General features: G+C 67.3%; 18 protein-coding genes. 8 read left to right on the top strand and 10 right to left on the bottom strand.

From position 1 onward, the window contains the following. The first annotated feature begins 76 nt into the window (after positions 1-76). Both QUV18_RS20390 and QUV18_RS20385 read left to right on the top strand, forming a co-directional pair. Complete coding sequence (locus QUV18_RS20390; RefSeq protein WP_300895946.1) at positions 77-967, top strand: TRAP transporter small permease subunit; 891 nt, start codon at positions 77-79, stop codon at positions 965-967. Positions 968-981: 14 nt separating this feature from the next. Continuing rightward, a complete protein-coding gene (locus QUV18_RS20385; RefSeq protein WP_300895944.1) occupies positions 982-3,336 on the top strand; it encodes a TRAP transporter large permease subunit in 2,355 nt (784 codons plus the stop codon). 96 nt (positions 3,337-3,432) lie between these two features. On the opposite strand, the gene QUV18_RS20380 is transcribed toward QUV18_RS20385, so the two are convergent. Next, positions 3,433-3,600, bottom strand: coding sequence for a hypothetical protein (locus QUV18_RS20380; RefSeq protein ID WP_300895943.1), 168 nt, complete (start codon positions 3,598-3,600; stop codon positions 3,433-3,435). Between the two features lie 219 nt (positions 3,601-3,819). Here QUV18_RS20380 and QUV18_RS20375 point away from each other — a divergent pair, with 219 nt between their 5' ends. Then, positions 3,820-4,938 carry an alpha/beta fold hydrolase gene (locus QUV18_RS20375; protein ID WP_300895942.1) on the top strand — a complete coding sequence of 373 codons (1,119 nt, stop codon included), beginning with the start codon at positions 3,820-3,822 and terminating at the stop codon, positions 4,936-4,938. A 6-nt stretch (positions 4,939-4,944) separates the two neighbouring features. Here the strand turns inward: QUV18_RS20375 and QUV18_RS20370 are convergent, their stop codons facing one another. From QUV18_RS20370 to QUV18_RS20355, 4 genes are all read right to left on the bottom strand, one after another. Beyond that, entirely contained in the window at positions 4,945-5,778 is an 834-nt protein-coding gene (locus QUV18_RS20370) for an arginyltransferase (protein WP_300895941.1), read from the bottom strand. An 82-nt stretch (positions 5,779-5,860) separates the two neighbouring features. Beyond that, a complete protein-coding gene (locus QUV18_RS20365; RefSeq protein WP_300895940.1) occupies positions 5,861-6,310 on the bottom strand; it encodes an RDD family protein in 450 nt (149 codons plus the stop codon). A gap of 69 nt (positions 6,311-6,379) precedes the next feature. Next, positions 6,380-6,811: a DUF2852 domain-containing protein gene (locus QUV18_RS20360; RefSeq protein WP_300895939.1), complete on the bottom strand. Its 432-nt coding sequence runs from the start codon at positions 6,809-6,811 to the stop codon at positions 6,380-6,382. Positions 6,812-7,034: 223 nt separating this feature from the next. Then, positions 7,035-7,502, bottom strand: coding sequence for a YbaK/EbsC family protein (locus QUV18_RS20355; RefSeq protein WP_300895938.1), 468 nt, complete (start codon positions 7,500-7,502; stop codon positions 7,035-7,037). An 87-nt stretch (positions 7,503-7,589) separates the two neighbouring features. Between QUV18_RS20355 and QUV18_RS20350 the strand changes: the two genes are divergently transcribed. The 5 genes from QUV18_RS20350 to QUV18_RS20330 all read left to right on the top strand — a co-directional run bounded on the left by QUV18_RS20350 (position 7,590) and on the right by QUV18_RS20330 (position 13,246). Then, positions 7,590-10,379: a glutamine-synthetase adenylyltransferase gene (locus tag QUV18_RS20350; protein WP_300895937.1), complete on the top strand. Its 2,790-nt coding sequence runs from the start codon at positions 7,590-7,592 to the stop codon at positions 10,377-10,379. Next, positions 10,376-10,651 carry a hypothetical protein gene (locus tag QUV18_RS20345; RefSeq protein WP_300895935.1) on the top strand — a complete coding sequence of 92 codons (276 nt, stop codon included), beginning with the start codon at positions 10,376-10,378 and terminating at the stop codon, positions 10,649-10,651. Before QUV18_RS20350 ends, QUV18_RS20345 begins: the two co-directional genes overlap by 4 nt. A 197-nt stretch (positions 10,652-10,848) precedes the next feature. Then, the gene (locus QUV18_RS20340) at positions 10,849-11,463 is read left to right on the top strand and encodes a DUF6778 family protein (protein WP_300895933.1); all 615 of its coding nucleotides are present in this window, start codon (positions 10,849-10,851) and stop codon (positions 11,461-11,463) included. A gap of 44 nt (positions 11,464-11,507) precedes the next feature. Then, a complete protein-coding gene (locus tag QUV18_RS20335) occupies positions 11,508-12,704 on the top strand; it encodes an RSP_2647 family RNA methyltransferase (protein WP_300895932.1) in 1,197 nt (398 codons plus the stop codon). Then, on the top strand, positions 12,701-13,246 hold the full coding sequence (locus QUV18_RS20330; RefSeq protein WP_300895930.1) for an RSP_2648 family PIN domain-containing protein: 546 nt from the start codon (positions 12,701-12,703) through the stop codon (positions 13,244-13,246). The genes QUV18_RS20335 and QUV18_RS20330 overlap by 4 nt, the downstream gene beginning before the upstream one ends. Here QUV18_RS20330 and QUV18_RS20325 read toward each other — a convergent pair. From QUV18_RS20325 to QUV18_RS20305, 5 genes are all read right to left on the bottom strand, one after another. Next, the gene (locus tag QUV18_RS20325) at positions 13,233-15,440 is read right to left on the bottom strand and encodes a fused MFS/spermidine synthase (RefSeq protein WP_300895928.1); all 2,208 of its coding nucleotides are present in this window, start codon (positions 15,438-15,440) and stop codon (positions 13,233-13,235) included. The genes QUV18_RS20330 and QUV18_RS20325 overlap by 14 nt on opposite strands. A 136-nt stretch (positions 15,441-15,576) precedes the next feature. After that, positions 15,577-16,260: a M48 family metallopeptidase gene (locus tag QUV18_RS20320; protein ID WP_300895927.1), complete on the bottom strand. Its 684-nt coding sequence runs from the start codon at positions 16,258-16,260 to the stop codon at positions 15,577-15,579. A 64-nt stretch (positions 16,261-16,324) separates the two neighbouring features. Next, the gene (locus QUV18_RS20315) at positions 16,325-18,100 is read right to left on the bottom strand and encodes an SLC13 family permease (protein WP_300895926.1); all 1,776 of its coding nucleotides are present in this window, start codon (positions 18,098-18,100) and stop codon (positions 16,325-16,327) included. A 106-nt stretch (positions 18,101-18,206) separates the two neighbouring features. Then, positions 18,207-19,355: a Xaa-Pro peptidase family protein gene (locus QUV18_RS20310; protein WP_300895925.1), complete on the bottom strand. Its 1,149-nt coding sequence runs from the start codon at positions 19,353-19,355 to the stop codon at positions 18,207-18,209. 155 nt (positions 19,356-19,510) lie between these two features. Beyond that, complete coding sequence (locus QUV18_RS20305) at positions 19,511-20,464, bottom strand: radical SAM protein (protein WP_300895924.1); 954 nt, start codon at positions 20,462-20,464, stop codon at positions 19,511-19,513. Positions 20,465-20,534: the final 70 nt, after the last annotated feature.

Here is a 20,534-nt window from a genome sequence, read left to right as displayed (position 1 = left end):
ACGAGAAGGGCGGGTCCCCCGGCGGGGCCCGCCGCCATTTGGGCCAGCGGCCCGTACAACAGTCCCGGGGGGAGCGATGCTGGATGCAGTCGCCTGGTTCTTCCAGAATATCGGCCTGGCCTTTTACAACTTTTTCTACGCGATCAGCCATCCGGGGCTCTGGCTTGACTGGTCGGACAAGGAAGCGATCATGCGGTTCGTCTATTACGGCGGGTCGATCGAGTTCTTCTTTGTCGTCTTCACCGCGATCCTGATCCTGACCGCCGTCGGCATGTGGAAGAACGGCGTGATGTGGGGCTGTGTCCGGGTGATGGAGGGGTTTGCCAACACGGTCGGCCGGTTCTTTGCCTGGGCCGGGCTGATCATGGTGCTGCAGCAGGTGATCATCGTCTTCGTGCAGCGCATCTTTGCCCGGCCGGACATCTCGATCGGGTTCGGGATCCCGCTGGAGATGGACATCAGCTGGTGGTCGGAGGAACTGAAGCTCTATAACGCGATGGTGGTGGCGCTGTGCTGTACATACACCTTCGTACAGGGCGGGCACGTGCGGGTCGACCTGATCTATGCCACTGTCAGCCACCGCACCAAGCGGGTGATCGACATGGTCGGCAGCCTGCTGTTCATGCTGCCGATGGCGATCCTGATCTGGATGTATGGCTGGTACTTCCTGTGGCGACACCTGATCACGCCCAAGCCCTCGGCCTCGGACACGCTGGAGCGGCTGCTGATGAAGGCCCGCGCGGTGCGCTGGAACGTCGAGACGATCGGCTTCAGCCCGAACGGGTTCAACGGGTATTTCCTGTTCAAGATCCTGATGGTGGCCTTCGCCGGCATGATCTTCATCCACGCGATCGCGTTCTTCTACCGGTCGTACCTGGAGTGGAAGGAAGGGCCGGAGAGCGAGAACAAGTACCTCGACAAGGATACGCTTGGCGATGGCGAAGAAGCCTATGAAGGCGCGCATTAAGGGGGCAGGGGACAATGTTATTCGGACTTGATGGCGTCGAGATCGGCCTGATCATCGTGTTCCTGTGCCTCTTCGGGGGCATTCTGTCGGGTTTCCCGGTGGCCTTCGCCATCGGCGGGGCGGGGGTGATCTCTTTCGCGATCATCGCCGCGCTCGACAGTGCGGGACTGCTTATTCACCAGGCCATCGACACCTCGTCGCAGGCCTACAGGGACCTGATACAGAGCGGGGTGAAATCCGAGAGCATATCGGTCTTCCGATACCCGGATCTGCCAAGGATCGGCATGCCGGTCTTCGACCGCGGCTGGGAGATGGCGCTGGACAGGAACATCTCGTTCATCGTGAACCGGATCAACGAACGCGTGCTGGCGGGCCAGTCGATCGAGACGCTGCTGGCGGTGCTGATGTTCGTGCTTATGGGCATCACGCTGGAGCGGTCGAAGATCGCCAACGACCTGCTGACCACGATGGCGCGGGTCTTCGGCCCGCTGCCGGGCGGCCTGGCCGTGTCGGTGGTGGTCGTGGGGGCGTTCCTTGCCGCTTCGACCGGGATCGTCGGGGCGACGGTGGTGACCATGGGCCTGTTGAGCCTGCCCACCATGCTCAGGCACAATTACAGCCCCGAGATTGCCACCGGCGTGATCGCCGCGTCGGGCACGCTGGGGCAGATCATTCCGCCGTCTATCGTGATCGTGCTGCTGGGCACGCTGGCGGGCGACCTGTATTCGGTGGCGCAGGAGAACCGGGCGATCGAGGCCGGCTGTTCCGACGCGCTGACCTACCTGGGCGAGCCGGCGGTGGTGTCGGTGGGCACGCTGTTCCAGGCGGCGCTTCTGCCGGGGATCCTGCTGGCGCTGCTCTATGCGCTTTATGCCTTCGGCTACGCGCTGTTCAACCCGTCGAAGGCGCCGGCGGTCGATGACCTGGGCCAGACCAATGCCGAGCCGATCACGCGGGGCGAGAGCTTTACGTGGTTCATCGGCGTGCCGGTGGCGCTGGTGGCCGGGATGCTGGTGCTGTCGGAGTTCGGGGTGATCGGGTCGCAGAGCCTGAATGTCGACCGCTATTCCGAGCGCGGAGAGGCGGCGAGCCTGCGGACCAATGTCAGCCCCGATTGCCAGGAGGCGATGATCGACCTGCACGGACAGGCGGCCTGGGACAGGGCCGTGGCCGAGCAGGCGGCGATCGACGAATCCGGCGGGATGACCGAGGCGCACAAGCTGACGGAAGAGGAAATCGCCGAGAGACGCGCGGCCAAGATCGCCAACGCGGCGCCGATCGGCACCGGTGTGGCGACGATCATGCTGCTGTTCGCGCTGGTGCTGGCGGTGGCGCGGGGGATCATGCCCTCGGCCAGCCCGGCGCCGCTGCTGGTGGGCGGGCTTGGCGTGGTGCTGGGCCTGCTGGTCGATATCCTGCTGATCGGGCCGCAATGGAGCGCGGGCGGGTCGGTGATGGTGCTGCTGATCCCCTTCGCGCTGGCGATGTATGGCTGTGTCCATGCCGCGGCGCGGCTGTCGAAGAACGAGCTGATCCGGGTGGTGTTCCCGCCGCTCGTGCTGATCGTGGCGGTGCTGGGCTCGATCCTTGGCGGGATCACCAACCCGACGCCGGCGGCGGCGCTGGGGGCCGCGGGGGCGATCATGCTGGCGGCCTATCGCAAGCTGCGCGACGAGGAACGCTCGGGCAGGATCATCATCTTCGCCACGCTGGCCATCGTCGTGGCGATCCTGATCGGGATCAATTTCGACCTGCGGATCAACAATGACAACGTGAGCTTCGACACCTGGGTGGCGTTCTTCCTGGCCTATGCCGCCTATATCTATGCCGCGTTCGGACTGTTCTTCGCGTGCTGGGTTCTGTACGCGGGCGGGGTTCTGAGCCCGGTGGTGCGGGAGACGGCGAAGGTCACGTCGATGGTGTTCACCATCCTGATCGGCTCGCAGCTTCTGAACCTCGTGGTGATCTCCTTCGGGGGCGAGCATTACATCCAGCAGTTCCTGAAGAGCTTCGACAACGAGTTCACGGTGTTCCTGATCGTGATGCTGGTGCTGTTCATCCTTGGCTTCGTGCTGGATTTCCTCGAGATCATCTACATCGTCATCCCGATCGTGGGGCCGGTGATCTATGGCGGCACGTTCGACCCGAAATGGGTGACGATCATGATCGCGGTGAACCTGCAGACCTCGTTCCTGACGCCACCATTTGGCTTCGCGCTGTTCTACCTGAGGGGCGTGGCGCCGAAGGAGGTGACGACGGGCCATATTTATCGCGGTGTGGCGCCCTTCGTGCTGATCCAGGTGGTGGGGATCGCGATATTGTGGTTCTTCCCGTGGATCGTGACGATCGTGCCGCAGCTCATCGGCTGACAAAGGGCGCCCCGGCCGCCGCGGAAACAGGTGTTTTCCGGCGGCCGGGGCGCGGGGCCGCAGCGCGTATGGCGTTCGGCCCCCGTGTCGGGTGTTTCAGAGAAAGCTGAAGAGCGCCCTTGCCTTGCGGCGGGGGCGTTCCTCGTTCCGGGTGCCGCCGGTGAGCAGGGTCATGGCCTGTTCGCTGCGCATCCGCCGGCCGATCTGCATGTAATGCGCGGTGTCGATGGAGCCGTCGCGGCGGGTCTTGATCTCGGTGGTCATGGTCTCGGTCCTTCCGTTGCCTGGGACCATGTGAGCACGGATCGGTAGGTCCCGCTTGAAGAGGGTCTTGCGAAAGGCTTGTGCTTTCCTTGCGATATGCCGAAGCCGGTGGATTTTTGTTGCGCGGGCGGCGTGAAGGGCCGTTATCCTAAGCGCATGATCCATCGTTTCGCGGAGTGCACACTGGATACCGGGCGCCACGAGCTTTGCCGTGATGGCGTGCCGGTTCACGTGGAGCCGCAGGTGTTTGCGCTGCTGGCCATGATGGCCGGGTCGGGCGGGGCGGTGGTGAGCAAGGATGAGCTGGTGGCGACGGTCTGGAAGGGGCTGAACGTGTCGGATGCCACGATCAGCGCGCGGATCAACGCGGCGCGCAAGGCGGTGGGGGATGACGGAACGGCGCAGCGGGTGATCCGGACGGTGCCGAAGCGGGGGTTCCAGATGGTGGCGCCGGTGGCGGTCGAAGGCGCGGCGGCTGCGCCGTCCCGGCCCGTGGCGGCGCCGACGATCCGGTATGCGACCTCGGCGGATGGCGAGGTGATCGCCCATGCGCATCACGGGACAGGGCCGCCGCTGGTCAGGGTGGGACACTGGCTGTCGCACCTGGAGCTCGACTGGGACTGCCCGGTCTGGCAGCCGCTGATGGCGCGGCTGGGGGAGCATTTCACGCTTTACCGGTATGACCAGCGGGGAACGGGGTTGTCGAGCCGCGCGACGGACAACCTGTCGCTCGATGCCTTTGCCGACGACCTCGCGGCGGTGGTCGAGGCCAACGGGCTGGAGCGGGTGGCGATCTTTGCGGCGTCGCAGGCGGTGCCGGTGGCGCTCAGGTTCGCGGCGAAGCATCCCGAGCGGATCAGCCGGATGGCGCTTTACGGCGGCTATTCGGTGGGCCGGGTTTACCGCGAGGCGGCGCCGGGGGAGGTGGACGAGGAGACGATCCTCGGGCTCATTCGCGCGGGCTGGGGGCGCGAGGGGTCGGCGTTTCTGAACGCGTTCACGGCGCTGTTCATGCCGGATGCCACGCCGGAGCAGGTGCAAAGCATCGTGCGCATCCAGCAGCAGTCGGTCTCGGCCGAGAGTGCCGCGCTGCTCAGGCAGGCGGTGGACCGGCTGGTGGTCGAGGAGGACCTGGTCCATGTCCGGGCGCCGGTGTTGCTGGCCCATGCGCGGGACGACGCGATCCACCCGTTCAGCCAGAGCCAGAAGATGGCCGCCAGGCTGCCCGATGCGCGGCTGATGATGCTGGACACGCGCAACCACGTGCCGCTGCCGCAGGAGGAGGGCTGGGAGAAGCTGATGCAGGCGGTGATTTCTTTTTGCGGGGGCGACGGCTAGGGGCCGTCAGCCCCGCTGCGGCCCGCGGAGGGGGCGGCTGTCGGGAAGGGAGATGTTGGCCACCTGCTCGGCGATGGGATCGTTCGAGAGGGGGTGGCGCTTGGAATGGTAATCCGCCGGGTCGCGCATCTTCTGCCATTCGCCGGAGGAATAGACCTCGAGCCCGGAGAAGGCGGCCTTGTAGCCCATCTTGGCGCTGCCGGGCACCCAGTAGCCGAGATAGACATTGGGCAGCCCCGCCTCGCGGGCGATGTCGATATGGTCGAGGATGATGTAGGTGCCGAGCGACTGGCGCGGCAGGTCGGGCTCGTAGAAGGAGTAGACCATGCTGACCCCGTCATCGAGCACGTCGGTCAGGCAGACGGCCACCAGTTCGCCCGTCTCGCTGTCGGCATATTCGACGACGCGGGTGCGGATCGGGGTTTCCTCGATCATGGCGGCGAATTCGAAGGCGTCCATGTCGGCCATGCCGCCCTGGGCGTGGCGGGTTTCGAGGTAGCGGCGGAAGAGCTCGTACTGTTCTTCGGTGGCCCAGGCCGAGGTCGCGCGGCGTTCGAGATGGCGGTTGCGGTTGAGCGTGCGCTTCTGGCTTTTCGACGGCGTGAACTCGGCCACGTTGATGCGGGCCGAGAGGCACGCCGCGCAATCGGCGCAGGAGGGCCGGTAGAGCACGTTCTGCGAGCGGCGGAAGCCCTGCTTGGACAGGCTGTCATTGAGACGCTGGGCCGATTCGCCCTGGAGGGCGGTGAACAGCTTCCGCTCCATCCGGCCTTCGAGATAGGGGCAGGGCTGCGGGGCCGTCACGTAGAACTGCGGCGCGATGGGTAGCGTATGGCGCATGAAGGCTCGTTATTCATCCGGTCTGTTACAGAAACGATAACAACGAACCCGGCAGGCGCCAAGTGCGAAACCTTGCCGCGCCTTACGTTGCGGCACGCCGGTTGATCGCCACCGTCCCGAGCAGGTGGTCGGTGATGCCCTGCGCGCGCGGGGTGGTCAGCATGAAGATCATCGACGCGATCTGGACCAGGAAAAAGGCACAGGAGAGCGAGAAGCCCAGCGTGTGCAGGAAGGCCATGGGCAGGTCGAAGCGCTGGCCCGAGGCGGTGCGGAACTCGATGGCGACGAGGCGCATGCCCCACGTGGCCGAGCCGCCCGCGATGGTGAGCACGCGGTAGACGAAGCCCACCACCAGCATCAGAAAGGGGAAGAAGAAAATGCCGGTGAAGGCCGTGAAGGGCAGTATGAGCAGGCAGAGGACCACCACGAGGATCGTATCGACCACCCACGCGATCAGCCGTTTCACCGGCACGTCGGCGTAGAATTCCGGCTGTGTCACCGGGTCGGGGGTATGCCATGTGTAGTCGGTCATCTGGTTGCCTTCTATCAACGGGGAACCGGCCCGGGAAGTTCCGGGCCGGGCAGGGGGAGGAGAGGCGCGTTACGCCTCTTTCGGGGTCTCGTCGTCGCGGTCCGACTGGGCGGCGCGGGCGCGTTCTTCCATGAACTGGTCGAACTCGGCCTTGTCGCGGGCATCGCGGAGACGCTGCAGGAAGGCTTCGAAATTGTCCTGCTCGCGCTCGAGCCGTTCCAGCGTGTCGGCCTTGTAGGCGTCGAAGGCGGCGTTGCCGGTCGAGCGGTTGATGTTCATGCGGCCATGGCCCTTGTGGCGGCGCTGCGAGACTGAACAGGTCATTTTCTTGCTCCAGATCATGTAGGCGAGGAGTGCGAGGCCAACCGGCCAGAAGAGGATGAAGGCGAGCACCATGGCGGCGATCCATGCGCCCTTGCCCTTGTCATCCAGCCAGGCCTCGGCCCGGTGAAGCCAGCCGATCGGTCCGGTGGCATGGGTGGATGAAGCGACGGTGGTCATTCGGCGTGTCCTTTCGGGTCAGCGTTGCTTTTCAATGTGAATGTCTTTCACATCCCCTAGATCGGGATTGCGGGTGCGTGTTGCAAGGGGTGATGTGAATGTTTTTTACATTATTGGGCGTTGCGCTTGTTTTTTATGGCGCAAATTGGGGGCCAGCCCCCAAGCCCCCGGGATATTTTTGGCCAGAAGAAGCATGGGGGTTCGGCCTGAATTGCGGTGGAGCTCAGGCGGTGAAATCGGCTTCCTGGGCGCCGGAAAGGCGGAGGAGGTCGGCGGGGGCGATGGGGAAGACGTGGCGCGGGGTGCCGGCGGCGGCCCAGACCTGGTCGAAGGCGTTGAGGCGCGGGTCGAAGAAGGCGCGGGGGCGGGTGAGGTGGCCCACGGGCGAGACACCGCCGATGGCAAAGCCGGTCTGGGTGCGGATGAGGCCGGCGTCGGCCTTGCCGAGGGGTTCGCCCGCCAGCGCGCTGGCCTTGGCGTCGTCGACCCGGTTGCCACCGGCGGTGATGAAGAGGATCGCCGCGCCGCTCTCCTCGCCGCGGAAGATGATCGACTTGGCGATCTGGTCGGTGGTGCAGCCGACGAGATCGGCGGCCATCTGGGCGGTCGTGGCCTGGCCCACCTCGACGGGCAGGGTGTCGACGCCGCCTTCCTGCAGGGCAAGGGTGACGCGTTTGAGGGATTTGGACATGGGGCGCGCGCTCCGTCTGGGGACGGGGCGGAGATAGATCAGCCGCGCGGCATTGACCAGACCCGGCGGCGCTGTATCACTGGCGCCATGAGTTTTACCGACCGCATGACCCGTTGCCCGCGCCCTTTCGAACCGGACCAGGGGGCGGAGACGCGCGCCCGGTTTCCGGACGTGGCGCCCGAACTGGGAGAGCTGATCGAGGGGGCGGCGGGGTGCAGCCCGTATTTGCGGACCCTGTGCGAGAAGGAAACGGGATGGCTGCCCGGCGCGCTGGAGGCGCCTGAAGAGGCGCTGAAGGCGGTGTTGTCGGAGGTCAGGGAGGCCGCGCCGGACACGGTGGCTGACGGGCTGCGGCAGGCCAAGCGGCGTGTGGCGCTTTTGACGGGGTTGGCGGACCTGGCCGGGGTCTGGGCGCTGGAGGAGGTGACGGGGCATTTGACCGGGTTTGCCGATGCGGCGGTGCAGGTGGCGCTGCGGGCCGCCATTGGCGTGGAGATCAGGCGCGGCAAGCTGCCGGGGGTGGGCGAGGACGAGCTGGAGGTTGCCGGCGGCATGACCGTTCTGGCGATGGGCAAGATGGGGGCGGGAGAGCTGAACTACAGCTCGGATATCGACCTGATCTGCCTGTTCGACGAGACCCGGTTCGACAAGGACGACTATCACGATGCGCGGGCGGCCTTCGTGCGGGCAACGCGGAAGATGGCGGCGACGCTGAATGACAAGACGGCGGAGGGGTACGTTTTCCGCACCGATTTGCGGCTGCGGCCCGATCCGTCGGTCACGCCGGTCTGCATGGCGATGGCGGCGGCGGAGACCTATTACGAGAGCCTTGGCCGGACATGGGAGCGGGCGGCCTATATCAAGGCGCGGCCCTGTGCGGGGGATATCGGCGCGGGGGAGAGTTTCCTGGCGACGCTGAAGCCTTTCGTCTGGCGCAAGCACCTGGATTTCGCGGCAATCGAGGACGCGCATAACATGCGGCTGCGGATACGCGAGCATAAGGGGCTGGGCGGGCGGCTGAGCCTGCCGGGGCATAACATGAAGCTGGGGCGGGGCGGAATACGCGAGATCGAGTTCTTCACCCAGACGCGGCAGCTGATTTCCGGGGGGCGGGACCCGGACCTGCGGGTGCGCGGCACGGTCGAGGGGTTGGAACGGCTGGCGGAGAAGGGCTGGGTGCCCAAGGACGCGGCGGAGATGCTGACACGGCATTACCAGGCGCATCGCGAGGTGGAGCACCGGTTGCAGATGTTGCGGGACCAGCAGACCCATGACCTGCCGACGAGCGGGGAGGAGTTTGAGCGGCTGGCGGCCTTCATGGATTGCGATAGGGCGGAGATGGAGGAAGGGCTCGAACGGCGGCTGACCGAGGTGCACGAGACGATCGAGAGCTTCTTTGCCCCGGAGGATGCGGGAACTGCCGAGGAGATCGGGGCGGAACTGGACCAGGAGATCATCGCCGGGTGGCCGAGCTATCCGGCGCTGCGGTCGAGCCGGGCGGTGGAGATCTTCAACCGGTTGAAGCCGGAATTGCTGGCGAAGCTGGCGAAATCAGTGGAGCCGAACGAGGCGCTGCTTGCCTTTGACGGGTTCCTGAAGGGGCTGCCGGCAGGGGTGCAGGTTTTCTCGCTTTTCGAGGCGAACCCGCAACTGGTGGACCTGCTGGTGGATATCGCGGGCACGTCGCCCTCGCTGGCGGCGCACCTGTCGCGCAATGCAGGCGTGTTCGACGCGGTGATCGCGGGGGATTTCTTTGCCAAGTGGCCGGGGCGCGAGGCGCTGGAGGCGGAGCTTGTCGGGCGGTTCGAGGCGGACGAGGATTACGAGCGGCGGCTGGATGCGGCACGGCGGTGGAGCAAGGAATGGCATTTCCGGATCGGGGTGCATCATTTGCGGGGGTTGATCGATGCCGACGAGGCCGGGACGCAATATGCCGAGCTGGCCGAGGCGGTGATCGGGGCGCTCTGGCCGGTGGTGGTGGACCAGTTTGCGGGCAAGCACGGGTCGCCGCCGGGGCGGGGCGCGGTGGTGCTGGGCATGGGCTCGCTGGGGGCGGCGAAGCTGAACGCGACGTCGGACCTTGATTTGATCGTGCTTTACGATGCGGCGGGTGAGGAAAGTTCCGACGGGCGGCGGCCCCTGGCGTCGCGAACCTATTATGCAAGGCTGACGCAGGCGCTGATTACCGCGCTGACCGCGCCGATGGCGGAGGGGCGGCTTTACGAGGTGGACATGCGGTTGCGCCCCTCGGGGAACCAGGGGCCGGTGGCGACGGGATGGCCGTCCTTCCAGGAGTATCAGAAGGGCGAGGCGTGGGTGTGGGAGCACCTGGCACTGACGCGGGCACGGGTGATTGCGGGGCCGGAGGCGCTGGCCGGGGATTTCGAGGCGTTTCGCTGCGAGTTGCTGACGGAAAAGGGCGCAAGGGAGCGGGTGTTGCCCGGCGTGGCCGACATGCGGCGGCGGATCGCCGAGGCCAAGAGCCCGGCGGGGGCGTGGGACACCAAGCTGGGCCCGGGCCGGATGCAGGAGATCGAGCTGGTGGCGCAGGCCGGGGCGCTGATGGCGGCCGAGCCGGGGCGGAGCGTGGCGGCGGGCTTGCAGGCCTGTGTCGCAATCGGCTGGCTGGATGACGCGGACCGGGCAGCGCTTGCCGAGGCTTATGGGCTTTGCTGGTGCGTGTTGCAGGCGGCGCGATTGCTGACGGACAAGCCGCTCGATCCGGAGAACCTTGGCGAGGGGGCGGTGGCCTTCCTGCTGCGGGAAACCGGGGCCGAGACGCTGGACGAGGTGCAGGCGCGGCTGGTGGAGGCGACGGGCCGGGCGGCGGAGATCATCGATGCCGCGCTGGCGGACGAGGGAAAGGACGAGGCATGAGCAGGGAGCGTGACCCGCTGGACCCGAAGGGGCTGATCCGGGAATCCTATCGTATCGAGGGGATCACGGAAGGCGAGTGCCGGTCGGTCTTCCTGGACTGGGCGCTGTCGCTGCCCGAGGGGCAGGAGACGCGAGAGGCGATCGAGACGCATCTTGCGCGGCGGGAGGCGGAGTTTCCCGACCACCCAATGACCACGGTGCTGCGGCAGGGGCTGGAGACCGCGGCAAAGCCACGGCGGCGCGGGGGGTGGCGGTCTCGGGAACGGGACTGAGCGGGGCACCCGCTTGACGTGCGCAGGGTCTTGGTAAAGGTCCGCTTTGGTCCCAAATGCGCCCGATTTCAACGACATCCTGAATTCCAGGCAAAACGAGCAAGGCCTGCGTGCGGAGAAGACCGGGGAGACCGGCGAGACATCCCGGACGCGGCCGACTGGAGGACAGGATGAAAAGATCAGGGATTATCGCGGCCGTGACGGCGAGCTTGGCGTTGTCGGCCTGTGGCGGGGCGCCGATGGAGACGGCGACGCGCAACGCGCCGGCGGACTTCGCGACGCCACGGGTTGCCCCTGTGGCGGAAGCGGTGAAGGTGACCGCCGTCATGGTCAGCGTGCCGCGGACGCTGGACGTGTCGGAGGCGAACCGGTTCTACCCGGGCGGCGATATCGTGTGGCGCGAAGACCCGCCGGGCGATCGCCATGCGCAGGTTCAGGCCATCGTCGAGGCCGCCATGCTGAAGGGCGTGCGCGCGGTCGAGGGCGAGGGACGGCCGGTCGTGCTGGACATCGAGGTGACGCGGTTCCATGCGCTGACCGAGAAGACGCGGAACACCGTGGGCGGCGTGCATGCGCTGCAGTTCACGATGCAGTATCGCGACCCGGAGACTGGCGCGGCCCTGAACGCGCCGAGGTTCGTGAAGGCCGATTTCAAGGGATTCGGCGGCAAGGCCGCGAAGGCGGCCGAGAGGGCCGGGAAGACCCAGAAGGTGCGGATTACCGATCACCTGGCCGGGGTGATCCGGCAGCAGCTGACCGATCCGGCCCATTACGAGACCGAGCGGCTGGGGCTGATGAGCGCGTTCGACTGACTTCTGATCTTTCCCAGGCGCCGGAAAGGGCTTAAGGGGACGGCATGACGCCGTCCCCTTTGCCCGTGATCCGCCTGAAACCCAAGGCCAATGCCCGCGCCATCCGGCATGGGGCGCCATGGGTGTTCGACAACGAACTCGTGACCGACCGCCGCACGAAGGCGATTGCGCCGGGCAGCATTGCCGTGCTGGAGGATGCCGGGCGCGAGCCGCTGGCGCTGGTGGCGGTGAACCCCAATTCTCGGATCATGGCGCGGGTGCTGGACCTCGATACCGGGGCGGAGATCGGCGCGGACTGGCTGCGCCGGCGGCTGACGGCGGCGCTGGCCTTGCGGGCTAAGCTCTACGATGCGCCGTTCTACCGGCTGATCCATGCCGAGGGTGACGGGCTACCGGGCGTGGTGATCGACCGGTTCGGGGATGTGGCCGTGATCCAGCCGAACGCGGCCTGGGCGGAGGGGCTGTTGCCGGAACTGGTGGCGGCGCTGCGCGAGGTCACCGGGGTGACGACGGTTCTCAAGAATGCCGGGGGCCGGGCGCGGGGGCTGGAAGGGCTCGACGACGTGAGCGCGGTTCTGGAAGGCGCGGCGCCGGAAGGGCCGGTCGAGGTGCCGATGAACGGGGCGATCTACATGGCCGACCTGACGGGCGGGCAGAAGACGGGGCTGTTCTATGACCAGCGGCCGAACCATGCGTTCGCGGCACAGATGGCGAAGGGCGCGCGGGTGCTGGACGTGTTTGCCCATGTGGGCGGGTTTTCGTTGGCGGCGCTGGCGGCGGGGGCGGAGAGCGCGCTGGCGGTGGACGGCTCGGAGCCGGCGCTGGAGCTGGCGCGCGACGGGGCCGGGAGGATGGGCGCTGGCGACCGGTTCGAGACCCGGAAGGCGGATGCGTTCGAGGCGCTGGCCGCGCTGGCCGAGGAGGGCGCGCGGTTCGACATGGTGATCTGCGACCCGCCGGCCTTTGCGCCGTCGAAACAGGCGTTGGAGGCGGGGTTGCGGGCCTATGAGCGGGTGGCCCGGCTTGCGGCGCCGCTGGTGGAAGAGGGCGGGATACTGGCTTTGTGTTCCTGTTCGCATGCGGCGGACCTGGCGAAGTTTCGGTCGGCCTGTTTGCGGGGGATCGGGCGGGCCGGGCGTGCGGGGCCGCTGATTTACACCGGCTTTGCGGGGCCGGACCATCCGCAGCATCCCAACCTGGCGGAGACGGCGTATCTGAAGGCGCTGTTCTTCCGGCTGTGAGGGCGCTTCTCGATACTTGCGTGATCTATCCCACGGTGATGCGGCAGATGCTTCTTCGGGTCGCCGAGCGGGGGGCGTACACGCCGCTCTGGTCGGCGCGGATCATCGAGGAATGGCAGCGGGCGGCCGCGAAGCTTGGGCCAGACGGCGTGGCACAGGCCGGGGCGGAGGCGGCGCTTTTGTCGGTGGACTGGCCCGAGGCCGAAGTGAGCTGGCCGCCGTCGCTGGAGAGCCGGCTGTGGCTGCCTGACCCCGCGGATGTTCACGTGCTGGCGGCGGCGGTGGCGGGGTCGGCGGACCTGATCCTGACGCTGAACGTCAAGGATTTCCCGCGCAATGTTCTGGCAGAGGAAGGCGTGGCACGGGCCGATCCGGACGGGTTCCTGCTGGGGCTGTGGAAGGCCGGGCCGGAATTGGTGGAAGAGGCGGCGGAAAGCGTGCTGGCCGATGCGAACCGGCTTTCGGGCGACACCTGGGAGATGCGGCAGCTTCTGAAGAAGGCGAAGCTGCCGCGGCTGGGCAAGGCGCTTACCGTTTCATGATCGAGATCAGGTTGGCGTAATCGTCCGTCCAGACCCGCCCGCCGTCGCTTTCCAGCACTCTCCAGCGGGGATCGGCGGACATCTCGCCAAAGGCGGCCGGGTCGCGGGCCAGCATGACCACGCTCGACGGGCTGTCGCCGGGGTCTTTCCTGGCGTTGCCCTTGTAGTGCTGCACCCGGGCCGCGAGGCCCAGATCGGCGGCCGAGCGGGCGAGCGGCAGGTCGATGTCGTAGTAGCGGTTCGAGATATGGTAGAGCAGGAGCCCGCCGGGCGAGAGCCGGTCGAGGTAGAGCTGCATCGCCTCGTTAGTGGTCAGGTGCACCGGCACGGCGTCGGAACTGTAGGCGTCGATCACGAGGATGTCGAAGCGCAAATCGCGCTGGCGGTCGAGCATCATGCGGCCGTCGCCCATGTGGGTGGGCGCCTCGGGCGTGCAGGCCGAGAGGAAGCGGAAATGCTCGGGCGAACGGGCGATCCGGTCGACGAGGGGGTCGATCTCGTAGAAATGCCAGTTCTGGCCCGGCTGGCTGTAGCAGGCGAGCGAGCCCACGCCGAGGCCCACCACGCCGACGGTGCCGGCGGTGCGGCCCCGGGCAGAGCTCATCACCTGGCCCAGCGGGCCGTTGCGGTGGTAGTAGTAGAGCGGCTCGGGCCGGGCGGCGGTGTCGTCGGCGATGCGCTGGGCACCGTGCACAGTTGTGCCGTTGCCGTAGATGCGCAGGCCGTCCCCTTCGGTGATCACGTGGGTGCCGAAGAAGCTGCGGTCGCGCCAGAGGGCGTGGTCGGGGACGAAGAGCGTGCCGACCAGAAGCAGCACGATGCCCGCCGCGAAGGCCCCCAGCGGGGAGCGGCGGAGCCACGCGAGGCAGAGCACGCCGCCGATCAGCAGGATGAGCAGCACCGCCGTCCAGTGCCCGTCGCCCGACGGTGTCAGGCCGGTGAGCAGGGCCGGGACGGAGACCACGAAGCCGATCAGTGCGCCGCGGCTGAGGCTGGTGACCGTCTCGCGCAGGTTGCGGCCGAAGGGCAGGAAGAGCAGCACGGCGAGCAGAGCCGTGATCACGGCCTCCTGCAGGCCGGGGAAGATGGCGGGAGCGAGGATCGAGTTGAAGAGGCCGCCCAGCGCGCCGCCCACCGACATGGTCAGGTAGAAGCCGGTCAGGTTGTGGCCCGCGGGCCGCGCGGCATAGAGCCGGCGGTGGGCGAAGAGCGCGATGCAGAAGAAGCAGAGGAGCAGGATGCCGACCGACGCCCAGTCGAGGTAGTTGCCGTGGAGGCCGAAGACGAAGAGGCTCAGCACGGCGAGCGCCAGCGCGGAGATGATCTTCAGCGACCGGTCGGAGACGAGGCGGCGGTTGGAGAAGGCCAGCACGAAGCTCAGCAGGTAGAGCGCGAGGGGCACGACCCAGACCAGCGGGAAGGAGCCCATGTCGATGCTGATCTTGAGCGTGACCGACAGCATGAGCGAGGAGGGGATGAAGGCGAGGAAGCCCCAGAGGAGGTAGTTCGAGGCGGTCGGACGGTCCGCGGCGGTCCCGCGCTGCGTCGGGGCGGCTGCGGCAGGGCCATGACTGAAATGAGCGCTCAGGGCCAACGCGCCGCCCAGGGCCACGAAGCCCGCCGCCCAGCCAAGCCCGATGCTGCCGGCGCCGAAGATCGGCTCGGCGGCCAGCGGGAAGGCGAGCAGGGCGATCAGCGAGCCGAGGTTGGACGCCCCGTAGAGGAAATAGGGATCATGCGCCGACGGCCCGCCGCTGCGGCTGTACCAGAACTGGATCAGCGGCGCGTTGGCCGAAAGGGCGAGGAAGGGCAGGCCGACGCCTGCCGCGAAGAGGAGCAGCGTCTGCCACGCGGTCGAGCCTTCGGGGTTCAGTTGCCAGCCTTCGGGCACGCCCAGCGGCAGGCTGAGCAGCGCCGCCGCCCAGAGGCCCAGGTGCACCAGCACCTGGCCGCGCACGGGCAGCGCGCGGGTCAGCAGGTGGGCATAGAGGTATCCGGCGATCAGCACGGTCTGGAAGAACAGCATCGCCGTCGTCCAGACGGCGGGCGAGCCGCCCACATGGGGCAGCACGAGGCGTGCGAAGAGCGGCTGCACGAAGAACAGCAGCGAGGCGCTGAGAAACATCGTGGCGATGAATATGGCCGGTGCGACGCGTGTCGAGACGCCCGCGGCCGGCGTATCGGATACCTGCATGTTGGTCCTCTTTGGGCCCCCCGGGCCTTCAATACATGCGGGATCGTGCCGAATTATGATCGGTTTGTGGCGGAAGGGCGGTCATAGGGGGCCGAGATTCCGGCAACGGGCTACGGTGGGGCGGGATGGCTGTCGGTTACCGGGCCCACTTCGCTTCGAGCTTCTCGATCGCGGCGATGCGTTCGCCGGTTTTCGGGTGGCTCATCAGCCAGGCCGGCATGGCGCCGGAGCGGGACTGGGTGAGCTCCTCGAGCTTGGTGAAGAGCGCCTTTTGCGGCGCGGTGCCGATGCCGGCCTTGGTCAGCAGGGCGGCGGCGTATTCGTCGGCCTCGTACTCGTCGCTGCGCGACAGGCGGGCGGCGAGCAGGGTGGTCAGGCCGCTGGCGATCATGGCGCCGATGCCGGGCAGGAAGCGCGACAGGATCATGGCCAGCGCCGTGCGGAGCGCGTTCTGACCGGAAAAGTCGATCATCCGCCGGCGGGAATGGCCGAGCGCCACGTGGCCCAGCTCGTGCGCGATGACGCTTGTCATCTCCTCGGCCGAAAGCTCGCCATTCTGGAATTTCCTGTAGAATCCGCGGGTTATGAAGATCCGCCCGTCAGGTGCAGCCAGCCCGTTGACCGGGTCGATCTCGTAGATATGGACCTTGATGCGCGGCAGGTCGAGCGCGGCGGCCAGCCGGTCGGTAAGCTTCTTCAGGCGCGGGTCGGCCAGCTCGGACGAGCGCGCGTCAAGCTCGCGCCGGGTGCGCCAGACCGAGAAGCGGTACATCGCCACGGCATAGAGAATCGCCAGCAGGATCGGGGTGAACTTCAGCATGGTCCGAATATGGGGTGCGGAACGGGGCCGGGCAAGCGCGGGGGGATCCCGCGCCTGCCGTGCCTCAGAACGGGAAGAACCACGGGATCACCAGCACCGCCACCACCGCGAAGAGCAGGTTGAGCGGCATGCCGACCACCACGAAGTCGCGGAACCGGTAGCCGCCGGCGCCGTAGACGAAGGTGTTGGTCTGGTAGCCGATTGGCGTGGCGAAGCTGGCCGAGGCTGCGAACATCACCGCCATGATGAAGGGGCGCGGATCGTAGCCCAGTTGCACCGCCATGCCGATCACGATGGGCCCGACAAGCACCGCGACGGCATTGTTGCTGATCATCTCGGTCAGCAGGCTGGTGAAGAGATAGACCGCCGCCAACGCCGCGATCGGCCCGAAGCCGCCGGTCAGCCCGACCACGAATTCCACCACGGTCGCCGCCGCGCCGGTATTGTCGAGCCCCTGGCTGAGGCCGAGCATCCCGAAAATCAGGAACAGGATGCGCCAGTCGATGGCGTCGAAGGCATCCTCGGGGTCGACGCAGCCGGTGAGCATCACCACCGTCGCCCCGATCACCGCGAGCCCGGCGATGGGCATGATGCCGAAGGAGGCCAGCACCATGACGCCGAGGATCGCGCCGATGGCGATGGGCGCCTTGGCGCGGCGCACCGGGCGGTCGGAGGGGGTGGAAAGGTTGACGATGCCGCCGTCGGCCACCAGCCTTTGCAGCCCGTCGGCGGGGCCTTCCAGCAGCAGCGTGTCGGCGAAGCGCAGGCGCAGGTTGTCGGTGCTCTCGGTGATGTTGCGGTCGTCGCGGTGGACGGCGATGACGTAGACGCCATAGGTGCGGCGCAGGCGCAGGTCGCCCAGCGTGCGGCCGCGCAGCATCGACTTGGGCCCGATGCTGCCTTCCATCATCATGGTGCTTTCGGCGGTGACCGGTTCGAACCCGGTGTCGTGCATCTCGTTGAAGGCGACGCTGCCGTCTTCCCTGAGGCCCAGAAGCTCGCCCGCGTCGGTCTTGATGACCACACGGTCGCCGGGCTGGAGGGTGAGGTTGGAGAGCTGCGTGCGCTGCGAGCGGTCGCCGCGGATCACGTCGAGGATGCGGGCCTGGCCGGTGTTGAAGGGCAGGTCGGCCAGGGCCTTGCCGACATGGGCAGAGCCCGCGGGAATCAGCAGGCGGGCCAGGAACTTGCGCTTGCGCTCCTGGCCCAAGACCGAGGCGAGCGAGGCGCGGTCGGGCAGCAGGTAGCGGCCGGCGAAGAGCATGTAGATCATGCCCGTACCGGCGAGGATCAGCCCCGGCAGGGTCATCTCGAACATGGTGATCCGGGGCTGGCCGGCGGCGAGCGCCACGTCGCTCATCAGGATGTTGGTGGAGGTGCCGATCAGCGTCAGCGTGCCGCCGAAGATCGCCGCGTAGGAGAGCGGGATCAGCACCTTGGACGGCGCGGCGCCCACGTTGGCGGCGACCGAGATCATCACCGGGGTCAAAAGGACCACGACGGGCGTATTGTTCATGAAGGCCGAGGCGGCGATGGCCGCGCCCATCATGATCATCACCGCACGCGAAAGGGAGCCACGCGCCCGTCTCTGGAGGATGTCACCCAACAGCGAGAGCACCCCGGTGCGTTCCAGCGCGGCGGAGATGATGAACATCATGGCGATGGTGATCGGCGCGCCGGAGCTGAAGACGGTGAGGAAGTCATCGGTGCTGAGGATGCCCGTCGCCAGCAGGATGGCGGAGGCCGCGAGGGCCGTCACCTCGGGCGGGTAGATCTCGAAGATGAAGCCCGCGAAGACGAGCCCCAGGAGGACGAGAACGAAGATCTGGTCGTATGGCATTTCGGGGGAGGAATCCGGACAGGAGGACAGGGGCCGACGGCGGAGTGTCGGGCAAGGCCGGGCCGCTGGCAACAGGATAATGCGGGGCGGTGACGATTTGGGCGGATTAGCGGACGAGCAGGTCGAGCGGCTGGCCGGAGAGGCGTTCGACGCCGGTTTCGGTGACCAGGACGGAATGGCCGGGGCACATGGCCAGCCCCGCCTCGGCATCCATCAGGATCATGTGCAGGAAGAAGACCTGGCCCGCCTGCATGAGAAGCGGGTTGCCCTCGTAGAACATGGGGAAATCCACCCAGATCGGGTTGTAGACCGCGCCCATGCCGTAGCCGCAGGCCTGCATCCTGGCGTGGCCCAGGCCATAGGCGTCGAGGGTGCGGGCATGGGCGTCGAAGACCTCGCTCATCGGTCGGCCGGGGCGGATGGCGGCTTCGCAGGCTTCCAGCGCGGCGGTCGCGGCCTCGTGCATGTGGCGCTGTTTGTCGCTGGGTTTGCCGATGATCACGGTGCGCATCATGGCGGCGTGGTAGCGGGCATAGGCGCCGGCCCATTCCCATGTCATATGATCCTGCGCGTCGAGATGCCGTCGGCCGGAATGGTAGCGGCAGAGCAGCGCCTGGGGACCGGAGCCGAGGATGAACTCGTTGCCGGCATAGTCGCCGCCGCCCCGGAACACGGCGCCCTGCATGGCGGCGAGGATATCGCCCTCGAAGGCGCCCGCGCGGGTTTCGGCAAGGCCCGCGTACATCGCGTCATCGGCCAGTTGCCCGGCCCGGCGATGCATGGCGATCTCGGCCGGTGACTTGACCCGGCGCAGGGCGCGGATCAGGTCGGACTGGTCCTCGGCGCCTGGCAGCGCGGCGCGGGTAAGCTGGCCGTTGCGGTCGGTGAGGCCGGCGGTATCGGATTCGAAGCCTAGGCGCCCGCCCGCGACGCCGAGATCTGTAAGCAGGTCTTTCAGGTGCCGGGCGGGGTTCGAGCCCTCGTATTGCGGCCAGACATGGATTTCGTCTTCCGAGAGTACCGAGGTGCGCAGGGCCTGGATGCGGTCGGGCATCCGGGTCATCAGGTGCAATTCGCCCTTCGCGGTCAGCACCATGGCCTGGTACATGGCGAAGCCGAACGTGTCGTAGCCGCAGATCCAGTACTGGCTTTCCGGCGCGAAGAGGATCAGCGCGTCGAGGCCGGCGTCGTTGACCGCTTGCGTGGCGCGGGCGCGGCGGGCGGCGTATTCGGCGTCGTCGAAATGGAAGGGCATTTGCGGGCTCCGTCACGGGGGTCCGTGGCACTGGAGCCGCTTCCGGGCGGGCGTGCGCGTCTGGTTGCGACCTCGGGAGCCTCCGGCGGGGATATTTTTGGCCAGAAGAAGCGGAGGGAGGCGTGCCGCCTCGGGCGTGGGGACGAGGGGGCGCCTCAGCCCGAGCAGCTGGCGCCGCCGAGGACGCAGAACTTGGCGCAGTGCGGGTGGTTGAGGGAGACGTCGCGCTCGGCCTCTTCCAGGGTTTCGCCCATCTCGAATTGCGGGTCGTAGGGCAGGAGGGTGCAGGACAGCACCGTGGGGCGGGGCGCGCCCTTGCGTTTCACGACCATGCGCGAGGAGGCGCACATCACCTCGTCGGGCGACTTGCCGAGGATGCCCCAGCAGGCGGTGGTGATCTCGGGCACCTCGACCGTCATGTCCATTTCGGGGAAGAGCACGGTTTCGCCGGGGTTGTCGGCGTCGATGGCGAAGCCGTGGCGGGCATAGAGGGCGCGGTAGCCGGCGCGGGCCTCTGCCTCGGTCTCGTGCCAGAGGGTGCGGCCGGCGACGGCCATTCGGGCGCCCGCGTCGCGGAGCCAGGCCATGCCGGTGAGCGTCTTGTCGAAGGCGCCGCGGCCGCGTTCCTCGTCATGATGGCTGGCCGACCAGTGATCGACCGAAATGCGCAGGGTGAGGCGGTCGCCATAATCCGCGATCAGCGTGCGGAGGTCGTCCTGCACCCGGGGCCGCATCATCGGCCGCATGGCGTTGGTGAGGATGAGCACCTCGAAACCGCGCTCCAGCGCGGTGCGGGCCATGGCGCACATCTCGGGGTTCATGAAAGGCTCGCCGCCGGTGAAGCCGATCTCGCGCACGGGCCAGCTGCGCGCCGCGAGCTGGTCGAGGTAGTCGCGCATCTCGGCCTCGGTGATGTAGACCAGCCGGTCATTCTCGGGCGAGCTTTCGATATAGCAGTTGACGCAGGTGATGTTGCAGAGCGTGCCGGTGTTGAACCAGAGCGTTTGCGGATTGGACAGCGGCACATGCGCGCGGGCCTGCCCGTCGGCTGTCACATGCGGGTCGCGGAACTTGCCGTCATTGGCCCGGTCCGTGGCGGCGTCTTTCATCACTTCACCTGATTTTGGTTTGCATTTCCGGCGTAACCTGTCCTTTTTGTCGTGAAAAGTCATGACCGGG

Origin of the sequence: Roseovarius sp. (assembly GCF_030373445.1) — a bacterium.
Classification (GTDB): Bacteria; Pseudomonadota; Alphaproteobacteria; order Rhodobacterales; family Rhodobacteraceae; genus Roseovarius.
The sequence above is the reverse complement of the archived record's forward strand: the minus strand, read 5'-3'. Positions and strand labels throughout refer to the sequence as shown.